The following is a 21,448-nucleotide window of genomic DNA, read 5'->3' as shown; positions in this document are numbered from 1 at the left end:
ATCTATGTTCGTAAAAGACATTCGTTTTGAATTATGTGTACCAGCCACCGTTCACCGCCAATATTTGACCGGTTATGTAAGAAGATTGATCAGATAACAAAAACGCGATGGCTTCAGCCACTTCCTCCGGGGCGGAAAGCCTCCTCATTGGGATTTCCTCTTTTAAAATCGACAATTCCTCTTCCGACAGCTGTTCGGTCACCATTTTGGTTGCGACTGCTCCTGGCGCCACTGCATTAACGCGGATTCCACTCGCAGCCACTTCTTTGCTTAGCGCCTTTACAAAAGCGATTTGTGCACCTTTTACAGCTGAGTAGGCGACTTCGTATGCGGCCCCCGTCTGTCCCCAAATGGAACTGACAAGTACAATTTGGCCTTTCCGTTTCGCAGACATTTTGGGCAATATCGATCGAATGAGCAACAGCGGACTTCGTACATGCACAGCAAGAAGTTCATCGACTTCGACAGTTGACATGTCTTGAAGCAGCCCATAATAGGAATTCCCGCTCGCATAAACGAGGGCATCAACGGAAAAAAGGCTTTCGACCAAAGTGGTGATTCCGTCATCCGTTCTTAAATCTGCTTGAATAGGAATGATTTCTAAACCATATGGTTTGAGATCATTCATCAAGTTTTGGATGGATTCACGGTTTTGATGATAATGAAGGTACAAATTCCATCCGTTTTGGGCCAATACTCGAGCAGCTGCTTGACCAATTCCCCCGCTCGCCCCGGTAATTAAAGCAAACTTTTTCATATTATAAACTTACTCCCTTATTTTTTAACTACAATTCCTTTATAAGTTTACATTTTCTATGTTAGCCGTTCAGCCAATTTGAGAAATTTCATCTCTTAGTAGTAAGAGCAAAACACATGGACTCATGGATGAAAAACAAAATCAACTTTTCATCCGCAATAATTTTCCGTACGGATGAAAAGTTGTGATTCATTCAACACAAATTAGATACGTTAGGCGCTTTTTGTCTACTCCTGATATAAAATCGTACGTTATTTGGGTGTAACTTGAAAAGTGGTTAATCGATTAGGAGCAATCAATTCGGCTGCTACTTTTTTTATGTCATCAAATGTCAGTTGTTCAAGAGTTGGCACTACATCAAAAAGATTCATTTCATGAAAAGCGTACCGCGTAAACTGATTGGCAATAAACTCCGGAGAATTCAGTGATCTTAAAAACGCACCAATTTTTTTCTTTTTCGTCCTTTCAAGCGCATCTTCCGTTAAATAAGCGCCTGTTTTCGCGTCCAGTAAAACGGATTGGATGCGTTTAGCAAATTCATCCGGATTCATTGTATCACTTCCAATCATCGCAAAGCCAAATCCCTCTTCCTGTGTGAAATCGAAAAAGAATGAATCGTCAATCAAACCTTTTTCGTACAAGTCAAAATAATTTTGAGAGCTTTTTCCGAACAGCATCTCCAACAATACATTGATGGATAATTCATACCGCAGCATTTCAATTCCTTTAATATCGGTCTTTGCGCCTTTTATGCCCACATAGCACTTCGGCGTTTTTACATCCATAGGTAGAACCCTGAGCTTTTCTTTTACATCTTCCGGTTCTTTTTCAAAGTGACGCCTGATTTCCGGCTGGTTTTGATAGTTCTTTTTCGATTGATTTTCCCTTACTTGATTCATGATTTCTTCCGGATTGACCGGCCCCACAACGAAGAGCAGCATGTTACTCGGATGATAAAAAGTGTAGTAGCATTCGTACAATAAATCTTTTGTGATTTTATCAATGGATTGAATCGTACCCGCAATATCGATGCGAACCGGATGATGATGATACATATTTTCAATTAAGCCGAAATAAACACGCCAATCGGGGTTGTCCTCATACATGGTAATTTCTTGACCGATGATCCCTTTTTCTTTTTCTACCGTTTTTTCGGTAAAATAAGGATCTTGAACAAAATTAATCAACGTTTCCAAATTTTGCTGCACGTTGGAGGTGCTGGAAAAAAGATAAGTGGTTCTTGTGAAAGTGGTAAAAGCGTTGGCAGACGCTCCTTGTTTGCTAAACTGCTGAAAGACATCGCCATCTTCCTTTTCAAACAATTTATGTTCAAGAAAATGGGCGATTCCATCCGGAACATGGGTGAATTGATCCTTACCGAGCGGAACAAATTCATTATCCACAGAACCGTATTTCGTTGTAAAAGTCGCATAAGTTTTGTGAAATCCTTTTTTCGGGAGAATATAAACGTCAAGTCCATTGCTCATTTTTTCATAGTACAATTCTTCTTGGAGCTGATCAAATTGAATTTTTTCCATCAATTAAGCCCCTCCTGTCCAGATAAAAAGTAAATGGTATCCATTTCAATTTTTTCGGCCACTTTGACAATTTCTGAATCAGATGCTTCCACAATTCCTTGCAGCCAGTCTTCCACTGTGACATTTTTCTTCGCCAGCACATTATGATAAAGCATTTCAATTAAACCTCGCTGAGTATCAATGGTTTCCAACAATTGATTATGAATGACCGCTTTCGTTTGTTCGATTTCCTTGTCGGAAAAGTCTCCGTTTTTCATCGCTTCAAGCTGTTCGCGAATGATGGCAACCGCTTTTTCATAATTTTTACTTTCAATGCCGGACATGACCATCATTAACCCTTTATGGCTTTCAAGACGACTGGAAGCATAATAAGCTAAGCTTTCTTTTTCCCGAACGTTTAAAAACAGTTTTGAATGAGAAAATCCCCCGAATATTCCATTAAATACTTGCAGCGCAAAATAATCGGGATCGCCGAATGACACATGAGTTCGGTATCCAATATTTAATTTTCCTTGCTTTACATATTGCTGCTCTTTCACTACTTTTACTTCCGATCGCGAAGGAATCGAGCGTTTTTCCACTAATTTTGGTTGCCGATCCGACAGTAAGAACAATTGGTCGCAAACATCTTCCACTTCCTCGAAATCTACATCACCAACGACATATAAATCCAGTTCGTCCTCTCGGAGCGCTCTCTCATAATATTGATACAGACTTTCTGAAGAAATGGAATCGACATCGTCCAAGCGCCCATATGGATGCAACGCATATGGTTCATTTTCACACATTTCCTCTATGAGACGTTGGCTCGCATAACGCATTTTGTCGTCAAACAACGATTGCAATCGCTGTTTTAAAATCCGTTTTTCACTCGTCACGGATGATTCATGAAATCGGCCGTTTTCTGCATTGGGTGCAAATAAAATAGAAGCTAAAAAATCAAGTCCTGTACGTAATAATGGCGTCTTCTCTTTTAAAAATTTTTCATTGGCGAGTTCAATGGAAAAACTCATAATGTGGTATTCGCCTTTTTTGCCAACATCCACAAAAAAATTAGCCCCATACAGCTCTTCCAAATAAGATTGGAGGGATGTGGTTGTCGGATATTTCTTGGAGCTGTTTTGCAGCACGTTAGGGAGAAGGGCTCTTAAAGTAACCGTCTCATTTTCAAGAGGTGCTTTCATCTTCCACACAATTGTATTCGTTTTGTATTGATCGGTTTTGACAAAATGAAGGGTATAGCCCTTTTTCTTTTTGACTATTTCATCCACCACTGTCATCTCTATTTCCTCCTTTTTTATACTCCATCTTCATCAAAGGCATTTTGTTTTTCATCGTTCTAAAACATCATTCAGGATGGCAGCGACATTTGCCCTTAAAGATTGTCAGCCTTTTCTGCTAAACCCACCATGCGGTAAAAACCCATTCGTCTCGCTTTATTTTATGAAAAGCCAATTCAACTATACATGTTATTAACGGTGATTAGCAAGTTTTTCCTCTTATTTAGTTTACATAATATTTTTATGATAACTATTATACCGTCCTTTTTCCAAAAGTCCCTTCATTTACATTTTCTTAGAGAATGATTCACTATTACGGAATAAGCTTCAACGATCCATCCAACAGCGGAAAATATTCAGATGCTAGTTCAAAATGCAGCTTTGAGGTGTTTGGTGGAAAAATCGCATTTCAGTTGTAATGGTCACGCTTTTTTAAATATCGTGCTGATCGCCATAAAACACAGGAGCAAAAGCGATCGAGCAGTCTAATTAATTTCATCAATGACTTCATTTGCCCAATACAAAAGTTCCTTAAAAATGAAAAAAGGCTGCGTTTGCAGCCTTTTTAAGAGGTTTGTTGTTCAGATGGTTTTGGTATCAGCACAGCCCGTGGCTTGCTGCCTTCATAAGGACCGACAACTCCTCTTGCTTCCATTTCATCAATTAATCTTGCTGCCCTCGTATATCCAATTCGAAATCTCCGCTGCAGCATAGAAACGGAAGCAGTTTGCATTTCCGCAACTAATTGAACAGCTTCATCGTACAATTCATCCTCTACTTCTTTCGATGTTTCCGGCAAATCATCTGGAATCATATCTTCTTGATACTGCGCTTTTTGTTGCGATATGACAAAATTCACCACTTCTTCGACTTCTTCATCTGAAAGAAAAGCTCCTTGAACCCGTATTGGCTTAGAAGCACCAACAGGAAGAAAAAGCATATCTCCTCGTCCAAGCAATTTTTCAGCGCCACCCATGTCCAAAATGGTTCGCGAATCCGTTTGAGAGGAAACAGCAAAAGCAATTCGTGAAGGAATATTAGCTTTAATCACCCCGGTAATGACATCTACAGATGGTCTTTGAGTAGCGATAATTAAGTGAATTCCAGCCGCGCGTGCCATTTGGGCAAGTCGGGTGATCGAGTCTTCCACATCGCTTGAAGCCACCATCATTAAATCTGCCAGCTCGTCTACAATCACTACAATATAAGGAAGAAGCGGTTGTTTATCCCCCGTTTCGCTATTATGCCGCCTTACGTGTTCATTGTAGCCTTCGATATTTCTCGTACCGCTGTGTGAAAACAGTTCATAGCGGCGTTCCATTTCACCCACCACTTTTTTTAGAGCTTGAGAAGCTTTTTTCGCGTTGGTCACCACAGGAGCCAACAAGTGAGGAATTCCATTATAAACATTTAACTCTACCATTTTCGGATCAATCATCATTAGTTTGACTTCATGCGGCTTAGCACGCATGAGAATACTTGTAATAATCCCATTAATGCACACGCTTTTACCGCTTCCGGTTGCCCCCGCAACCAGCAGATGGGGCATTTTATTAAGTTCCGCAAGCACTGCTTCACCGGTAATATCGCGTCCAAGTCCGATTAATAATTTGGAATCGGGACGATCGTTATTTTTGCTTTCGAGCACTTCCCGCAAGCTAACCATCGCTACTTCTGAATTCGGGACTTCGATTCCGATCGCCGACTTTCCGGGGATTGGAGCTTCCATTCGAATATCCTTCGCCGCCAATGCCAATGCAAGATCGTCGCTTAAGCTGACAATTTTGCTGACCTTGACTCCAATATCTGGATGAACTTCATATTTTGTCACAGCTGGTCCTAAGTGTACTTGAGTGACTTTTGCTTTGACGCCGAAACTTTGAAACGTCCTTTCTAATTTAGCCGCATTTTCGTGAATTAAACGATATTCGTTGCTTTGGTCGGTCTTTTTAGGTCTCTTTAACAGAGATATAGGAGGCAGCTGATAATCTTCGTTTTCTACTTCACTAAAGTTCATTGGAGGACCAGAATAAACATCCGATTCTCCTTCTGTTTCCGGTCCTCCGTTGACGATCGAATGAGTTGGATCATCGTTTTCTTCGTTCGCCACTTTATCCGAAAAATCCGTAATGACTGGATGAGTCGGTTCGTTTTGGTTATGGTCTAAAATCACGACGCTGCCTTCATTTTCATCTTCAGTAGGCTTCGCTTTTTTCTCTTGATTTGATTGGTTCCGTCTTTCTCTACGTCCCGACTGCCAGTCTCTTATGTCTTGCAAAAAGGCCTGCCATTGTTCTTTTAAAAATCTCAAAATAGAGAAAAGCAATTTTCCGCAAATGTCGCCAATCGAAATGTTGGTCAAAAGCATAAAACCGATGATAAGAAGAACCAATGACAAGATTTTCGTTCCTAACGCTTCGAATAAAAAATACGAAACAGCTAAAAGCACCGCTCCAATCATCCCGCTGCCAAGATCTGCTGGAAACTCTTGACCTTTTTCTTTCAAATAAATATCCCAAGTATTAGAAATAATACTAGGATTGACAGACCCTCTGCTTTCAAAGGAAGCGATATGATCAAACAGCAGCAAGCTAGCTATGATAATATAAAATCCGAGGAGCCTCCGGTTGAAATAAGTGGGTCTTGTCCGTTTGATCATTAAAAATCCAGCATACACAATGACCATGAGGAATCCTAGTTTATACCATCTCCCCAGCAAAAATTGAAAAACATACACAAAATAGTTTCCAACGCCCAATGGAATAAGTCCAATAATACTGAATGCAATCAGCAAAAGGCCCGCAATTTCATATTTCAATGTCTCTTGAACTTTTTGAGACGACTTTCGTCTTGCTCTTCTTTTCTTTTTTGGCATGATACCATCACCTAGATTAAACAGAGTATGTCATTTTCCAAAAAATCCCAATAAACCATTCTTTCGGATGATCGAGATCATTATGGATTATTTGTAAAAAACGAACAAAGAAAGCAGCCTTCAGTTCGGCTGCTAATTTTCACCTATCATTATAGCATATTTGTTCGCATTTACCTAATATTGTTTTGGGTGAGAGTCAGTCAAGACTTTGTGGGAATTTTTTTGGTTCGCTGAAAATAGATGTAAGTCATAGGTTAGCGAACCATTTTTTTGAATTTCATCCGTAAGCGCTTTCGGACTCTCATCCCTTGCCATGACAGACGACCTGAATCCGTGATGAATTGAAATCGACTTTGATTTTGTTGTAATTTTGATGGATTGATAATCCATAAAACCCTTTTTATGCTTATGACCTATGTCATCTCCTATTTCCGAAAATGGAACAAATCTCTTTTTTAGGTATACGAACCAAAAAAATAGACAAAAAAGCACAGGGAGTGACGTTGGACATCAGTGCCCGAACATTCGTTCGTTATCTTACCTCTCTCCATTTCTGATAGACGTTCAGTAGGGGCTCGCTATAGCCACTCCTTCGCGTCAGTTTCATCCAGATCTGTCGTGATCGACGGACGAGTCGCCCTGCCATCGTGATCACCGTCTGAATAATCGTCTTGATGCGGCGGCGTTTCACTTTGTGGTGCAACGGATGTCTCGGATCGCTTAATAGATCTTGTCCAATCAGACGAAGAAGATTGTAAACGAAGGCTCCCATGACCAACACGAGCGCATTCGTTTTCATCTTCCCAGATGGAAGCCGCTCTAAATCTAAGTCGCTCTTCAGTTCGCTATGAAACTGTTCGCATGTCGCATGGTCATGATACAACGCGAGCACATCGCTCATTCGAACATGCTCGTATCCTTTGAGCCGCACCCAATAGCTTTCCACTTCATAATCAGGAACGAGCATCAGCTGTCCATTGCGTTCCATCGTCCGTTCCGTCACTTGGGTGACTTGAACGTACGTATACGTGTTTCCATCGATCGCTGCCTTCTGTGGAAGGCATAGCTCATAGGTTTGTACTCCTTCGCTTTGTCCATCATCGACACGTTTGCCCTTTTGCGAAGCGATCTGGAACCAAAGCGCTTTCGATTCTCGGCGTAAGTTTCGCTTGATGACAAAGTCCACGTCTTCCTTTAGGCATACGTGCACATTCGCTTCTGCATCGTTTCCTGCATCCATGCGAACAAGCAGACGAGATGAAGTCAGTTGACGAGCTCGACGGATAGCGGTGACTAAAAACGAGGGCATGTTGTCTTGCACATGTTGTTTCCCTGGACGCAACTCGGCATGAACGAGATACCCTTCCTTCCCTGCATACGCAAACAACGGTGTAAAACCGTCAAATCCTTTATACGTTCGACTGACTCCTTCTTTTTTCGTATCGGAGTTGTCAAATGGGGAACCATCTATATCAAGGGGAAGCCATGTCGTCTTTCCTTTGGTCCAACAAGGGGACAAAGTGGCATGTCGTTGAATCAACAGACGTATGGACTCCTCCCAAAGAATCGTTTCGGTCATCGGAAGACAAGCGAGCTGATCGAGTCGTTGTCGCAAGGTTGGAGAGGAAGGCACGTGCTGAATCCCCATCGATGCCGAAAAGATATCGTCCTGACGATACGCTTCGATATGATCGAAATCCGTTTTTCCTGTGGCAAGCAAGCCAATCATCGAGCGAATGACATCGCTATGGGAAATGTGCACTTCTCGACGAACCGTTGGAAGCCGAAGTGCGTTTACCCGTTTATCCAGTTTCGTTCGATGGAGTAAGTAGCCAACGAGAGCAAGCCCAGCACTTGGGGTAATCGCTTCATCTGTCAATACAAACCGAATCGGGAAATCTTTCATCACATCACCTACTTGATGAAGAATCGTCAACGTCGTTTTTCCTTATCGTATCAACGGTTTGCGACCATTGTAAAGATGTTTTGTCACGGATTCAGGAGACGAATATGTATACCTTTTTTTACCATCCCTTGAATTCAGACAGGGCATGATAGATCGGAGTCCCGGACGATTGCTGTAAATATGGCACGTTATTCCGCGTTACCTCTGGAAGAAGACGGCGGATGCGTTGTTTCGCCTTGTTCACGATCGTCTGTTTGGTAGATGCCGTTTCCTCCGCCGGATGCGACGATTCTTCTCCTAAACGATGTCCGAAAAGACGAATCCCATCCATCCGGGCAATCATTGCCTTGAAAAACGCCCTGAGTCCCTTGTCTGTCCAACTGCGGCGGTATTTCACCCGATACGCCAGCTGGCTCATCACGCTTTCAGCCCTCCCCATCGGATACATGCCCGTTGTGTCCACTCCTTGCTCCTTCAGCCATTCCCGGTAATCACGGATGCATCCCGGCATCGATTCGATCCGGTGGATCAAGGCAGCCAGCTGTTGTTCTTTCGCTTCGTCCCCCAGCGTGCCGAGGGCGCTGTTCAGTTCCACAAGCAGCTTCTCTTCATCCTGCTTCGCCAGCTTTTGCCGAATCGCCTGCCACCGTGGATGGCCCGAGAGGCATTGGCGCAACTCACGCGCCACGTGGAATCGATCCAATTGGAAGCAGACCCGTCCTTTGAAATACTCCCGGCACGCGGTAATCCATGGAGCGCCGTCCCCGTTGATGACAAGAAGATCCCGACACGGATCATAGGCATATTCGTTCATCAAAAATTCCTCGAAGCCTTCCCACACCTCCCCCTTGCCTTCATGGACGTAATGGCGCTGATTCACGAATTCGATCCGTGAGCCGTTGCGCTTCCATCCTTCGTGAACGGTCAGGATTTTGTCTTCCTTGGCCCGTTTTCCCTTCCCTTGGAGAGAGACAAACAGTCCATCGGCCTCCACAAACAGCACCCGTCCATATCGCTGGTCAACCGGGCAGTGCAGCGGAACTTCAGCCTCGAGCACCAACTGGCGGATCGTCTCATGGCTCATCACCGGATACCCGACCATCTGGGCAAGCGTATGAGCCGCTTTGCGATAGGAAGAGCACTCCACAGCCAATCCCATCGCCGTTTCTTCTAGACAAGGGCTGATTGACTGCGATCCATCAAACGCTAAAAAGGAATCAAGCAAAAACGTGTAACGGTTTTGTTCTCGGTCTAAATAGTAGTTTCGCTCAAAGGTAACTTCGCCAAACAAGGTTTGAATCGTGGTGCGTCGTTTGTCTTTCAAGTGGTACCGGCGCTTGTCCCGGGTTTCCGCCAATTGTCGGTCGATGTCCTCCAACAGAGCCGTAAACAGCTCGGTGAAGGCGTTTTGCAAGGCTCGAAACAAATCAAGTTCGATCTCTTTCCATGTCAACGAATTTGTGGTAAGATGTTGTTGAATATTCATGGGACTCTCTCCTCCTGTTTGATGGTGTGAACAATGATCATCTTACCAGGGAGAGAGTCCTTTTTTCATGTTTCCTGCTTGGGATCCTACCGCGCTTTGCTTGGTGGCCCCGATGAGGGGGATTGCGAACCTATGTTCCCAACCCCTCATCGGGGAATTCTAAGAATTTCTCCCACAAACATTTTACTCACACACAATGAATTTTTAATGATCGCATCCGATTGAGAGCAGCAGCAATTTCCAATGCTCTCGGCCGTGCTAGTTCACCGGGGTTTTTCGGGAAGCTTGAAAAAGAAGCAAGCCCTTCCTCATTCATTTTTCTTTCCACGATCAACAGGAGTTCAGAAACAGTCATTCTTTTTTTCAAAAATCCCTTTTTTTCTATCCAATGGAGAATTTCTGCGATCATAGCTGTCTGGCTAGGATGGACAATTTGTTCCACCGCTTGAAGAGAGACGGATTCATGACCGTACAGAATTTCGTATTTTCCTTTTGCCGCTGCCTTCTCTTTTTTTCCTTTCCTGCAGTTTAGCGATTGAGGCAACGGGATGCGGCTTTGAAATTCTCCAAATGTTTCTCCACCTTCTCGAATACGCTGAGTAGAAAAACGTTTGGCGATTTCTTTTGCTTGCTTGGTTACATCAAACGGCAAGTAGTGATCCATTTTTATGACAATATCGGCCACATCCAAGTAGTCTCCTGAACCACCTAATACGAGAATGGTGGACACTCCATGTTGTGTAAATAATGAACGTACCTTATCTACAAATGGCGTGATCGGTTCGTGTTCTTTCGAAATAAGGGCCTGCATTCTGGCATCACGGATCATGAAATTAGTCGCAGAAGTATCCTCGTCCATTAAAAGAACTTTGGCACCGGCTTCTAATGATTCCATAATATTGGCGGCTTGCGACGTACTTCCACTCGCATTTTCGGTGCTAAAATGCAATGTATCTTTTTCAAAAGGAAGATCTTGAATAAAAGGTTCGATATTGACCGACGCCACGCTTCTTCCATCTTCCGACCGAATTTTCACGGCGGTTTCATCCGTTAAGACAAATTCTCTGCCATCCCCTTCAATATGGTTATAAACTCCTTTTTCAATTGCTTGAAGCAGCGTGCTTTTGCCATGGAAACCGCCGCCGACGACCAATGTCACCCCTTTCTTAATTCCCATCCCCACAATGGGTTCCGTACGATGAGGAAGCGAAATGCTCACTTCCAGTTCTTTCGGACTCTTAAAGGGTATGGCCTTTTCTTTCGACACCGGCAAATCGCTTATCCCGCTCTCGCGCGGCAAAATCGATCCGTTGGCAATAAAAGCAATATAATCATGTTCTTTCATCCATTTGCGGATGGCAAATTGCTGGTCACATAATCGAACCACTTGGTCAAAATCAGCTTTTGAAGCGGAATAGACTGCTTCTTTCACGATTTCCGGAAGATCTTGAAAGAAAATGGTTTCCGCTTCTCTTCCTAAAATCGTTCTGCCACGCGCCGGCAGCCCCACTGTTAAGCAAATAGAAAGCGTTTGATGAATCTGAACAGCGGTTCTTTCTAAAATTTCTTGTCCCGGAACGTCAATACGAATTTGTCCGCTTTTTCCAGATCCCATTCCTGTCTGTCGTCTTTTCTTTAATGAATGGGCTATTCTCCGCGCCAATAAATCTTCACAATAGATCTTTCGTCTCTTCTGACCGTAATGATCCTTTTTTAAATTCAACTTTTGAAGTGGAACGATTAACCGGAGTTTCGTCGGAGTCGCAAACGGGTCTTTTTGGACATGGTCGACGATGAGCGTATAATCCGGAAAACGGTACTCTCCGCGTAATCGCTGGTAGGAAGAATAGCCTTTTCCATCTATTTGTCGCAATATTTGTTTCATATGTTCCATCTGATTATCTCCCTCTTCTCTAGCCAAAATCGGACATGAACAAGATATCAGCTGCGCGCCAAATCCGCTTTTTATACCGATTGATTGATGATTCAAGAAGGAATTCTTTTTGCCAATAGCAAGTATTTCGCCTCCATCTTAATAGGCATTTCAATCGATTTAAAGAAGAAACTTTCATGTCAACCGTAATTCTAAAAATAACTAGAAAGATCTGGCGCACATGTGTGCGTTGAAATTAAATGCTTTGAATAAGCAGTTTTCGCAACAACGGAAACAAGACATCCGGCAATTCTTCCACATTAGAGACAAGAACGGTATATTTCCCATAAATGTTTTCAATCGTCTTTTTTTGCCCTTCCTCAATCCCGCCTTTGGAGAGAAACACGTTGATCACCTCGATCCCTTGTTTTCGGGCTTCCACAACGGCTTCATGGGTATCGATGATTCCATTTTGAGCGTAATTCAAGGCAGCCGGCTCTCCATCCGAAAAAACAAGCAGAAATTTTTGTTTTTCAGAACGACGAAGGATTCGTTCTGTCATGATGCGAATGGCAAAACCGTCCCGATTGTCTTCTTCAGCATTCAATTGCAAAATTTCGGGTCCGCTTGCTGGATTTAAAGAGGAGGAATAATCGATCACCGTTTGCAAATAATTGGGCTGACGCTCGGGAATGGCTTCATTCGCATCTTCCCAAAAACCGGCGATCTCATGAGGTACTTTCACGGATTTTAGCGCCTCATGAAACAGTGTAATTCCCACCTTTGTCTCGTTCATTTTATCTTCCATGGAAGCAGAACAATCGACCAGAAGGGCAAAAGCAGCATCAATCTCCCATGAGGGCTGGTGCTTTTTATAAAAGAGTCTTGGCTGTTCCTCCAAAAAATAGCGAAGAAGATTTTTGTCCAATCGTCCAAAATGCAAATGGTTCCGAGGATGACTATTTTTACGCTCCAATATTTCTGTAATCAATTTTTTTAGCTTTTTCTTAAGAGGAGCGATGGAAGATTTCAGTTGTTGATAATGGAGAATCTCTTCCTGACGCGGAATGGCTGCTCTTTTAAACACTGGATAGGCAAAACGATTTTCCTTTCCATATTCGGCTTTACCTGTTTGTTTTTTCGTATCCCGCATTTGTTCGGCCTCAAGCGAGGAAAAATCATGGCGAGAGGATTTTTGCGATGATCCTTGGACGATGCCGAGAGCTTGGTCCTCCACATCTCCTTCGCGAACACCATCTCCCAGCAGATCGCTCTTTGAACCTTGGTCTAAATCAAACTGAAGAAACGATTTTCCTTTGTCTTTTGTTTCCCGATGCCAAGTTTGAAACTGTTCCTCCATCAAGTCTTCATCATCATTCTTTTTCTCAGTCCGGTTATGACATTCCAACGGATCCATTCTTTTTAAGTCCTTCCAGGATAACTCATCTTCTAATTGGAAAACAGTTTCCGGCAGGTGAAAATACTCATTCAGCATGTCTTTTTCCAACAGTTCATCAAGAACTTCTACCACTTGCAAACAACGGCGGCTAACGTCGCTTGTAGAATTCGCATCCAAAATAGGCAATAACGTTTGTTCAATAAACGGAAATACCGAATCCAGCTTTTCACCAAGACTCTCGGCAGCTTCCAAAGGCGACTCTGCATTCAGCATAAGATAAATTTTGCAAAACAAAGCATCTGTCAGGACACTCTTGACTAAATTGGCATTCATCTGTGTTCGAAAATGCTGTTTATATAATTTTCGACGGATGGCAAAAGAACGTTTTGTACCCGGTCGGAGACGCGTGCAAATATCTTCAAGACGCAAATCTTCAGCAAGCACAAACAGTTGTTTGGCAAAAGAAGAAATGGATGTCTTTTTTACCTCTCTTACATACTGTCGGACTTGTTCATAGTCCGTACAATGCAAGCCGCCAATGGCTCTTAAATACACATCGCTCTTCAGTCCATTGACTTTATCAAACGCCGGCCGATGATCCCAAAAATAGCTTACAAAAACTTTTTGTTGGCCTCTATCAAGGTAGGAAAACGGACCGAATTCCACTTCCATTTCTTTATTTTTCGATAACGTCTTCGCCAAGTCGGTCAGCTGCATATATAAAAATGAATCGATTTTTTCATCGTTAAATTGGATAAACCGCTCCATATCCATCCCTACCCGAATATCGTCTCAGCGATGTTTTGAACCGCTGCTTTTTCTCTCTCATCTTCCAATTTATCTATAATCGCTCGCTTAATGGCGCGAATCGGCGGCAGAAAAACGGCTAAATCACAGGCATCAATCAATGCTCGAATGGAAGCCGCCTCTTCTGAAATAATTCCGTTTTTGGCTTGCTCGATTAAATCGGAAGAAAGGGTCACAAATTGATCAATCTTTCGTTCCTCTTTCAGGAGGCTTTGATCAAGCAACACCTTTTTTAACGTTTCTCCGCTAATATAAGGTACTTCAATCATGACAAATCGGTTTTTGAGAGCTTCATTTAATGGCGTCGTTCCGATATATCCTTCATTAATGGCAGCGATGACGCCAAAATCATGATCCGCTTTGACGACTTCGCCGGTAAAAGGGTTTGTAATGGTTCGTCTGTAGTCAAGAACTCCGTTTAATATCGGAAGTGTTTCCGGTTTGGCCATATTAATTTCATCTATATATAATAAATGCCCTTTTGTCATCGCTTGGATAACGGGGCCTGGAATAAATTCAATGACTTGTTTTCCGTTTTTTTCCTGAATCGTCTTAAATCCAAGCATTGCTTCTGCATCGAGATCCACCGAACAATTGATGCTGTGCATCGGCTGCGAAAATAATGACGCCAACGTCTCTGCCAGTCTTGTCTTCCCTGAACCAGTCGGTCCTTTCAATAATATATTTTTCCCCATTGCCAATGCGATGGCTGCGTCAACAAAAATAGCCGGATCTTCGGCATTGTATCGTATTTTTGTCTGCTGTTCCTTATTTTTAAACCGCTGTGACCGTTTGTGAATTTCTTCTTGAACCGGCTGCGGCAAATATTCTATAGAACTCATTTATCTCGATCCTTTCTATGAAGCATTTTGCACAGTTTCATTCATTAAATGACCAATAACAGATTTAAGTGATGGATATCTTGCTTTCATCACCTATCAAAAAAGCGTTGATACATTCTAAATTGAAATATTTTCCATTCAATCTAGACGCTGAAAAGAAAAAGACGTGAATAAACCAATTTACACTTTATTATACCTTGCCAAAAGAAACAAGACTATTTGTAAGGCCCGCTTTAAAACGGTAAGAGATCGGTCGGCAAACGTGCATTCTATTTAAAAGATGATACAGGAGATTCTTTAAAATCATAAGACCATTAAATTTGACCACAACAAAACATTCATGATCGTCTCTCTCCCAACCCGTGCATGAAAATAGTTCCTTCCCGTCCATATTGGTAAAGACACAAACAGTTCATAATACGTGGCTTTTTTTGGTGGTTCGACCCTGAACACAAAACTGTTTGAGTGAATTTGGTGTTCAACCCTTTGTTAGCTCTTTCCAAATGGAAGGATGACTACGTACAGAAAAATGCTTATTTTCAAATTCACTCACTGTTTGTGATCCTATCTTTATGGAGTGATTGGATGGAAGTATTTATTGAAAGATGTGCAGGATTGGATGTTCATTCAGAAACCATAGTGGCTTGTGTTCTGATTGGTTCAAAGGATGATGAACTAATTAAGGAAACAGAAACCTTTCCGACTTTGACCAAAGATTTATTCCGGTTGTTACAATGGCTCGAAGACCATGATGTGACCCACATTGCGATGGAAAGTACGGGAGTCTACTGGAAACCCGTGTTCAATATCTTAGAGGACTTCTTCGATATAACCCTGGCGAACGCCCAGAGGATTAAAAACGTACCTGGAAGGAAGACGGATGTTTCTGACGCTGAATGGATTGCAAAATTATTGCGCCATGGATTAATTGAAAAGAGTTTTGTCCCTCCGGTAGATATTCGGGAGCTGCGTGATTTAACAAGGCTGAGAAAGAAATGGATTGGCCACGTAACTTCTGAGAAGAACAGGATTCAGAAAGTATTGGAAGCCTCAAATGTTAAATTAAGTACGGTCATTTCAGATGTGTTTGGGGTTTCAGGAAGAAAGCTGCTCAATCGCCTCATCGAAAAAGGATATGTAGATGTAAAGGATGTTGAAGAAAGAATTCATGGGAAAATGGCTTCGAAAAAGCAGAGGATTGCGGATTCCTTATTTGGAACAATAAACGAGCATCAGCTTTTTCTGATTCGTCAGTCCTGGCAGCACATTGAATATTTGGAATCCCTCATCACCGAAATTGAACAAAGAATTGATGTTTTATTACAGAAATATCAGGAAGAACTTCAATTACTTCTAACGATACCCGGCATTAAGAAAGACACAGCAGCCGTCATTATCGCCGAAATGGGTGTAGATATGAGTCAGTTTCCAACATCACAACATTTAGCATCATGGGCGGGAGTGTGTCCAGGGAACAAAGAAAGTGCAGGAAAACGGTATAGTACAAGGACGGTAAAAGGGAATCCACCTATCAAATCCGCCATGTGCGAGGCGGCTTGGGCAGTGTCAAGATGCCGAAACAGATGGTTAGCAGCAAAATATTGGTCATTGGCAGCACGAAGAGGAAAGAAAAAAGCACTCGTTGCCACATCGCATCGAATGCTTCGGATCATTTACTCCATGCTTATCAACAAGGAGGCTTTTAAAGAAAAGCAAATTAACTAGTATAACCAAAGTCAAAAAGATCTATACAAAGTTACCTACCACAGGTAGCTCTGCTTTCTTATTGACTTTTTTCGGTCTTTGTTTAGGTTTGCCTGCTTCCGCCCGTAATATACGAGGAAACCTAGGAAATTATTTTCACAGAAAAAAGCCAGCCCACTTCTTTCACGTTGGTACTGGCTTTTATTATTTTTCTTATCCACTCATCGCCTGAATCAAAACAGGAAAGAACCGATCCTATGTAAACTCTTTGGAGCGTCTTCTCTTTGACTTTGATCATCATCCTTTAATGAGGCGCCATGAGCTGGATGAAGATAGTGAACTACCCGCCACCTACGCTTCGCTTAGAGGTGAGGGCTTCTAAGGTAATCGCACCTAACGGTACGAAATTTACTTAGCTATCGAGCCTGTTCCATGCTCTATTTATGATGATGTTAATGCCAACAGTCGCAATCCTTCACGCTTGATATTGATAGAAGCATTCCAATCTCTATCTGCTACAAAACCACAATCACAATGGAATATGCGCTCAGAAAGAGATAGAGACTCCTTTGCTCGATTGCAACATGAACAAGTTTTGGATGATGGAAACCACTTATCTATTTTGATAAGCTTTTTCCCTTGCTCCTCTAACTTGTATTGGAGAAATTTCGTGAACATGCCCCATGCATGATCAGCAACGCTTTTGCCGAAATTGAGTGCTTGGGACATTCTCTTCATGTTGAGGTCTTCGATAACCACGCAATCATATAGTTTCGCTAATTTGTACGATTCCTTATGTATATAAATTAAAATAAAGGTTTTCTCCCGTTCCACGGCGAATAAATACAAAGAGAAAATAGGGGAACGGAGAGAAAATATGATGCCAAATCACAAAGACGAGATCGAAAAGTTGTCCACTGCCATGAAAGAAGCAAAAAGTAAACGAGCATATGAACGCTACCAAGCGATTTATCTTCATTTGCAGGGATATACCAAAGGAGAAATCGCAACGATTATTGGTCGATCCAAGAAAACTATTTATAACTATATTCATGCCTACGCCCAGCGCGGTCTTGATGGACTGGAGATGAAATACTCACCTGGCGCCCCACGTCGATTGACCCCTGAGCAGGAAAAAGAGCTGGCTTTGATCATTGAACATCAGCTCCCCGTAGATGTGGGATTCGAAGCAAAATATAATTGGACGCTTGCGATAATCGCTGAACTCATTCAACAAAAGTGGGGGCCAACATACACGCTTCGCGGAACAAGTGACATTCTGCATCGGTTAGGGCTAAGCTATACGAAACCGACCTATACACTAGCCAATGCCGATGAAGAGAAACAAAAAGAATTCGTCGAAATCACCTTCCCTGAAGTAAAAAAAAACTGGTAGATGGGAACATCGCCCATGTCCTCTTTCAAGATGAGTCGATGATTCGTGATTACCAAGCGATTCAAAAAACATGGTTTGTCAAAGGAAAACAACGAATCATTCCGACGTTTGGAAAACATCAAGGGCTGAAGCTGATTGGCACGTTGAACTACGAAACAGGGGAAGTGTTTTGCATCGAAGAAGAATGCTATGACGCGGAAACATTTCTTCGATTTCTTCAACTTGTGTTAGAACGCTATCCCACAGGCAAAATAGTGATGATTTTAGATAACGCTCGAATTCACCATGCCAAACTCATTCAGCCATTTTTAAAAGAACACGAAGATCGGTTAGAGCTCGTCTTTTTGCCACCATACAGTCCGCAATTGAACTTGATTGAAGGGCTATGGAAATGGCTGAAATCAGACGTGATTTACAACGTGTTCTATTCGAGTGTGCAAGAAATTAGAAAGAATGTCCAAGCCTTTATTCAGCGAATCAACCAGAAACCAGAACAAACGATCGATCGTTTGTGTGTTCAGTTGTAAATCTTTAATTCAACTTATATATCCATGTGAAATAACGTCATCCCTATGAATAGATCTATGAAAATGAAGTGGTGATTGACGCATAAGCTCTTTTCATTTGCTTCTAAAGAGACAATGGATGTTTCCACAAAAAGATGAAAGTTAAAAGTAATGAAAAGAATACTGGTAAACATCCTTGTAGCAATTTTTATGATGATAGGTGTTCTAGTATATTATACCAACAAATTGTCAATATAATAGTAAAAATAGGTACCGTCAAGAATTTTGTGTTATGTAAGATAGATAGGGTATCTCTGAAATGGATTTGGAATGGATAGGGGTTCGATTTCCTCCACACAGGAGACTGAATATTCAGTCTCCTGTGTGGAAAGGGAGAATCCCTTTATTTTGTTCGTTTACAATATTTGGTTAGTTATAACGTTTTTCAAACATTTGTTGAAGGGTTTCATAGGCTTCAGCAAATCCTCGTAATTTTCGTCCTGCCCATTTCTCATTAAAATCTTGGATGGTCAAATACACGACTTTTTCAGCGGCTTCTAAACTACTCAAACTGTTCATCGGCTTTAGACGTTTCCGAATCTCTTTGATCGTTCGTTCAATGGCATTGGTCGTGTAAATCACACTTCGAATACTGCTTGGATAATCCATAAATGTAAGGAGGACATCCAACTCATTGGCCCAAGATTGAACTTCTCTTGGATATTTGCTGGACCATTTCGACTCAAACTGTTGAAACATTTGTAACGCCATCTCCTTATTCGGCGCACGATAAATCAGCTTGAGATCCTCGGCCACTTCGAATTGGTCTTTTTTCCGAACACGATTTAGGGTGTTGCGGACTTTGTGCACGACACAGCGCTGCACATCGGCTTTCGGATACACCGCCTTAAAGGCTTCCTCCAGCCCCGGAAGGCCATCGAAGACGCCAAGAAGCACTTCCTTGACGCCTCTTTGGTAGAGGTGTTGAAGAATTTCCTGCCATACATAGGCGCTTTCTTGTCCTCCCACAAAGAAATCAAGAATTTCGCGATATCCTTCTTCGTTCACCCCTAACACCACATAAACCACTTCTTTCTCCACGGTATCGCGACGAAGTTTTACATACAAGCCGTCTAAATATAAGACAGAATAACGTTTGTGCCATTTCTCAATGTCTTCTTTCACGATATCGGTCATACGACTGATCGTTGAAGGAGAATAGGCCTTGCCTAAAATTCGTTCAATAAACTTGCCAATTTCACGCGTACTCATACCACTTTGATACATCTTGATGATGGCTTCCTCGAGCCAGCCCGTATGGCGTTGGTAAGGGGCAAACAGCTGCGTTTGAAATTCCCCGTTTCGGTCTCTTGGAACAGAAAGTCCTTCGATACGACCATACTGCGTGTCTAGGTTTCGATGGTAATAGCCGTTTCTTCTATTCGACGTTCCCTCTTGTTCCATTTCGAGGAAAGTCTGGATTTCTTCCTTCATGATCAGCTCTAATTTTTCCTTTACAAACTCACGAATAACGTTTTCCAGTTGATTCATCCAATCTATATTCGATATACTTTTAGACATAGGTAGGGTACTCCTTTCTCTAAGATTTTTGCCAAATCAGAGAATACCCTACCTTTTTCTTTTGGTCTAACTAAATGCTTGACACAAAATTTTATACATCATCTAAAAATATCATTCTATTTTATTATTTGAATAGTTTTTATATTCATTTGCTTAAATATATGTCTTTTCGTATAGTATTTTGAACGGAATGTTTTTTCAGCTATTTTTCTTCTCGGCCTAGGATGATCCATTTGAAAAATCTCACAAATCTTCTAAAGAAGATAATCCCATCTTATTCCTGAATCCCAAAGGCTCCTTGTTAAGGGACATTCATTATGAGGGTTTGGAAAAGTCTTTACTCCACAGTAAAGTGATGCGGATCTCTTATAGGTTCTTGCAGCTTAGACCCGCCAAAGGTAGCTTCCTTAGACAGAAGAGTGAATTATGGATCTCACATGTTATATTAGTTAAAATTTTTTGATTTTTATCAATTTTCATTGCGAAAATGCACTTTTTAATACTAATACCCGTGGTGCTAGTTGAGTGTCAGCGCTCAACCAGCCCTAGTGTGACCAAGGAATAAGCCAACAAGATGCCATCGAGTGCCACTTCAAACCCGGCCATGGAATTCGCTCGAATGTCGGTGATCCGGTATTGGTCTACGAGAATCGAAAACACCGTCTCGATGACTTTGCGTTTTTTCCTGATCCATTCTTCCCATGCCTTGGATGGGCCGTGCTTTTGATTGTGTCGAGACGGTGTCCAGAACGCGGCTTGGTGTTCTTCGTACAGCTTTTCTCGAAGAGCGTGGCTGATGTACCCTTTGTCCCCAAAGTTGTAGGGATGAGGGATTTGAGTCATCACCGTTTCAGCGGCTTTGACGTCGTGGCAGGACGCTTCCGTCACGACATAGCCCATGGCCAGCCCTTGATTGGTCACTTGAAGATGCAGCTTGAAACCGTAGTACCATTGCTTTTTGGAAGCACAATACCCCATATCCGCGATCCCTCGAAACCGCTTGACGCGCTGCATTCTTGCGGGATGGCACAACGGAAGAGGCAAGCTGTCGACGACCGCATAAGCATGGTGTTGGCCACGTTTCGCCAGCTCATGACGGATCCATTTGATGGCGAAACCAAGCGCCCGGCAGCGGCGGTTGTATCGGGAGCGTTCAAGAAACGAGCCGTTTGTGAACAAATTTCCCGTGACAAAACGATGCCAGGCTCGTTCGGAAGAAAAGCCCAGCAGCTTCCCCAAAAGGTGAACCGCCATGACCACTTCGTCTTCTTGCTTGACCAAGTGACGGTTGCGGCGATGAAGATACATTTGAATCAACGACAGTTGGGCAGAAACAAAACAGAAAATAGCGGCATATTGTTTTTGAAGTTTGGCTGGATCTGTAGTAAAATGAAAGTGCTCTTGCATGGGGGATCTCTCCTTTCGAATGTTGGGTGACACTTTCATTCTACTGGAGATCCGCCAGCAAGGGCTATTTTTATGCTTGTCTGAGTTTTAT

At 42.4% G+C, this 21,448-nt stretch carries 14 protein-coding genes; 2 read left to right on the top strand and 12 right to left on the bottom strand.

Annotation, left to right across the window (positions count from 1 at the left end; translation table 11 throughout):
- Window positions 1-31: 31 nt before the first annotated feature.
- The 9 genes from ymfI to N1I86_RS00030 all read right to left on the bottom strand — a co-directional run bounded on the left by ymfI (window position 32) and on the right by N1I86_RS00030 (window position 14,763).
- A complete protein-coding gene (gene ymfI, locus N1I86_RS00070; RefSeq protein WP_003352419.1) occupies window positions 32-757 on the bottom strand; it encodes an elongation factor P 5-aminopentanone reductase in 726 nt (241 codons plus the stop codon).
- 251 nt (window positions 758-1,008) lie between these two features.
- On the bottom strand, window positions 1,009-2,295 hold the full coding sequence (gene yfmH / locus N1I86_RS00065; protein ID WP_003352420.1) for an EF-P 5-aminopentanol modification-associated protein YfmH: 1,287 nt from the start codon (window positions 2,293-2,295) through the stop codon (window positions 1,009-1,011).
- Window positions 2,295-3,575, bottom strand: coding sequence for an EF-P 5-aminopentanol modification-associated protein YfmF (gene yfmF, locus N1I86_RS00060; RefSeq protein ID WP_003352421.1), 1,281 nt, complete (start codon window positions 3,573-3,575; stop codon window positions 2,295-2,297). The genes yfmH and yfmF overlap by 1 nt, the downstream gene beginning before the upstream one ends.
- A gap of 565 nt (window positions 3,576-4,140) precedes the next feature.
- On the bottom strand, window positions 4,141-6,450 hold the full coding sequence (locus N1I86_RS00055) for an FtsK/SpoIIIE family DNA translocase (RefSeq protein WP_341094293.1): 2,310 nt from the start codon (window positions 6,448-6,450) through the stop codon (window positions 4,141-4,143).
- 532 nt (window positions 6,451-6,982) lie between these two features.
- Window positions 6,983-8,356, bottom strand: coding sequence for an IS1380-like element ISGsp2 family transposase (locus N1I86_RS00050; protein WP_339195758.1), 1,374 nt, complete (start codon window positions 8,354-8,356; stop codon window positions 6,983-6,985).
- Between the two features lie 118 nt (window positions 8,357-8,474).
- A complete protein-coding gene (locus tag N1I86_RS00045; RefSeq protein ID WP_003355652.1) occupies window positions 8,475-9,842 on the bottom strand; it encodes an ISLre2 family transposase in 1,368 nt (455 codons plus the stop codon).
- Between the two features lie 187 nt (window positions 9,843-10,029).
- Entirely contained in the window at window positions 10,030-11,736 is a 1,707-nt protein-coding gene (locus N1I86_RS00040; protein WP_003352447.1) for an ABC-ATPase domain-containing protein, read from the bottom strand.
- A gap of 235 nt (window positions 11,737-11,971) precedes the next feature.
- Window positions 11,972-13,882, bottom strand: a complete 1,911-nt coding sequence (locus N1I86_RS00035; protein WP_341094291.1) for a vWA domain-containing protein — start codon at window positions 13,880-13,882, stop codon at window positions 11,972-11,974.
- 8 nt (window positions 13,883-13,890) lie between these two features.
- On the bottom strand, window positions 13,891-14,763 hold the full coding sequence (locus tag N1I86_RS00030; RefSeq protein WP_341094289.1) for a MoxR family ATPase: 873 nt from the start codon (window positions 14,761-14,763) through the stop codon (window positions 13,891-13,893).
- A gap of 585 nt (window positions 14,764-15,348) precedes the next feature.
- Between N1I86_RS00030 and N1I86_RS00025 the strand changes: the two genes are divergently transcribed.
- A complete protein-coding gene (locus N1I86_RS00025; protein ID WP_341097190.1) occupies window positions 15,349-16,488 on the top strand; it encodes an IS110 family transposase in 1,140 nt (379 codons plus the stop codon).
- 420 nt (window positions 16,489-16,908) lie between these two features.
- On the opposite strand, the gene N1I86_RS00020 is transcribed toward N1I86_RS00025, so the two are convergent.
- Entirely contained in the window at window positions 16,909-17,346 is a 438-nt protein-coding gene (locus N1I86_RS00020) for an RNA-guided endonuclease InsQ/TnpB family protein (RefSeq protein WP_341097188.1), read from the bottom strand.
- On the opposite strand from N1I86_RS00020, the gene N1I86_RS00015 reads away from it, so the two are divergent.
- Window positions 17,345-18,390, top strand: a protein-coding gene (locus N1I86_RS00015) for an IS630-like element ISBs2 family transposase (protein WP_076611651.1) whose coding sequence is annotated in 2 segments (ribosomal slippage) — window positions 17,345-17,848 and window positions 17,851-18,390 — 1,044 coding nt in all. Because the reading frame shifts where the segments join, the coding sequence is not laid out codon by codon here. The genes N1I86_RS00020 and N1I86_RS00015 overlap by 2 nt on opposite strands.
- A gap of 408 nt (window positions 18,391-18,798) precedes the next feature.
- Here the strand turns inward: N1I86_RS00015 and N1I86_RS00010 are convergent.
- Together N1I86_RS00010 and N1I86_RS00005 are read right to left on the bottom strand one after the other, a co-directional pair.
- Window positions 18,799-19,950 (bottom strand): IS256 family transposase, encoded by a 1,152-nt coding sequence (locus N1I86_RS00010; RefSeq protein ID WP_341094282.1) that lies wholly within the window; start codon window positions 19,948-19,950, stop codon window positions 18,799-18,801.
- 528 nt (window positions 19,951-20,478) lie between these two features.
- Window positions 20,479-21,357 (bottom strand): IS982-like element ISGsp1 family transposase, encoded by an 879-nt coding sequence (locus tag N1I86_RS00005; RefSeq protein WP_004439648.1) that lies wholly within the window; start codon window positions 21,355-21,357, stop codon window positions 20,479-20,481.
- Window positions 21,358-21,448 lie beyond the last annotated feature (91 nt).

Origin of the sequence: Bacillus sp. FSL W8-0116 (assembly GCF_038003825.1) — a bacterium.
Lineage (GTDB): Bacteria > Bacillota > Bacilli > Bacillales > DSM-4216 > Bacillus_O > Bacillus_O smithii.
Note: the sequence above shows the minus strand (reverse complement) of the source record. Positions and strands in the feature narration are given on the sequence as shown.

Coding starts and splice junctions, on each gene's coding strand:
- ymfI (WP_003352419.1), bottom strand. CDS start 757: ATGAAAAAGTTTGCTTTAATTACCGGGGCGAGCGGGGGAATTGGTCAA.
- yfmH (WP_003352420.1), bottom strand. CDS start 2,295: ATGGAAAAAATTCAATTTGATCAGCTCCAAGAAGAATTGTACTATGAA.
- yfmF (WP_003352421.1), bottom strand. CDS start 3,575: ATGACAGTGGTGGATGAAATAGTCAAAAAGAAAAAGGGCTATACCCTT.
- N1I86_RS00055 (WP_341094293.1), bottom strand. CDS start 6,450: ATGCCAAAAAAGAAAAGAAGAGCAAGACGAAAGTCGTCTCAAAAAGTT.
- N1I86_RS00050 (WP_339195758.1), bottom strand. CDS start 8,356: ATGAAAGATTTCCCGATTCGGTTTGTATTGACAGATGAAGCGATTACC.
- N1I86_RS00045 (WP_003355652.1), bottom strand. CDS start 9,842: ATGAATATTCAACAACATCTTACCACAAATTCGTTGACATGGAAAGAG.
- N1I86_RS00040 (WP_003352447.1), bottom strand. CDS start 11,736: ATGGAACATATGAAACAAATATTGCGACAAATAGATGGAAAAGGCTAT.
- N1I86_RS00035 (WP_341094291.1), bottom strand. CDS start 13,882: ATGGAGCGGTTTATCCAATTTAACGATGAAAAAATCGATTCATTTTTA.
- N1I86_RS00030 (WP_341094289.1), bottom strand. CDS start 14,763: ATGAGTTCTATAGAATATTTGCCGCAGCCGGTTCAAGAAGAAATTCAC.
- N1I86_RS00025 (WP_341097190.1), top strand. CDS start 15,349: ATGGAAGTATTTATTGAAAGATGTGCAGGATTGGATGTTCATTCAGAA.
- N1I86_RS00010 (WP_341094282.1), bottom strand. CDS start 19,950: ATGTCTAAAAGTATATCGAATATAGATTGGATGAATCAACTGGAAAAC.
- N1I86_RS00005 (WP_004439648.1), bottom strand. CDS start 21,357: ATGCAAGAGCACTTTCATTTTACTACAGATCCAGCCAAACTTCAAAAA.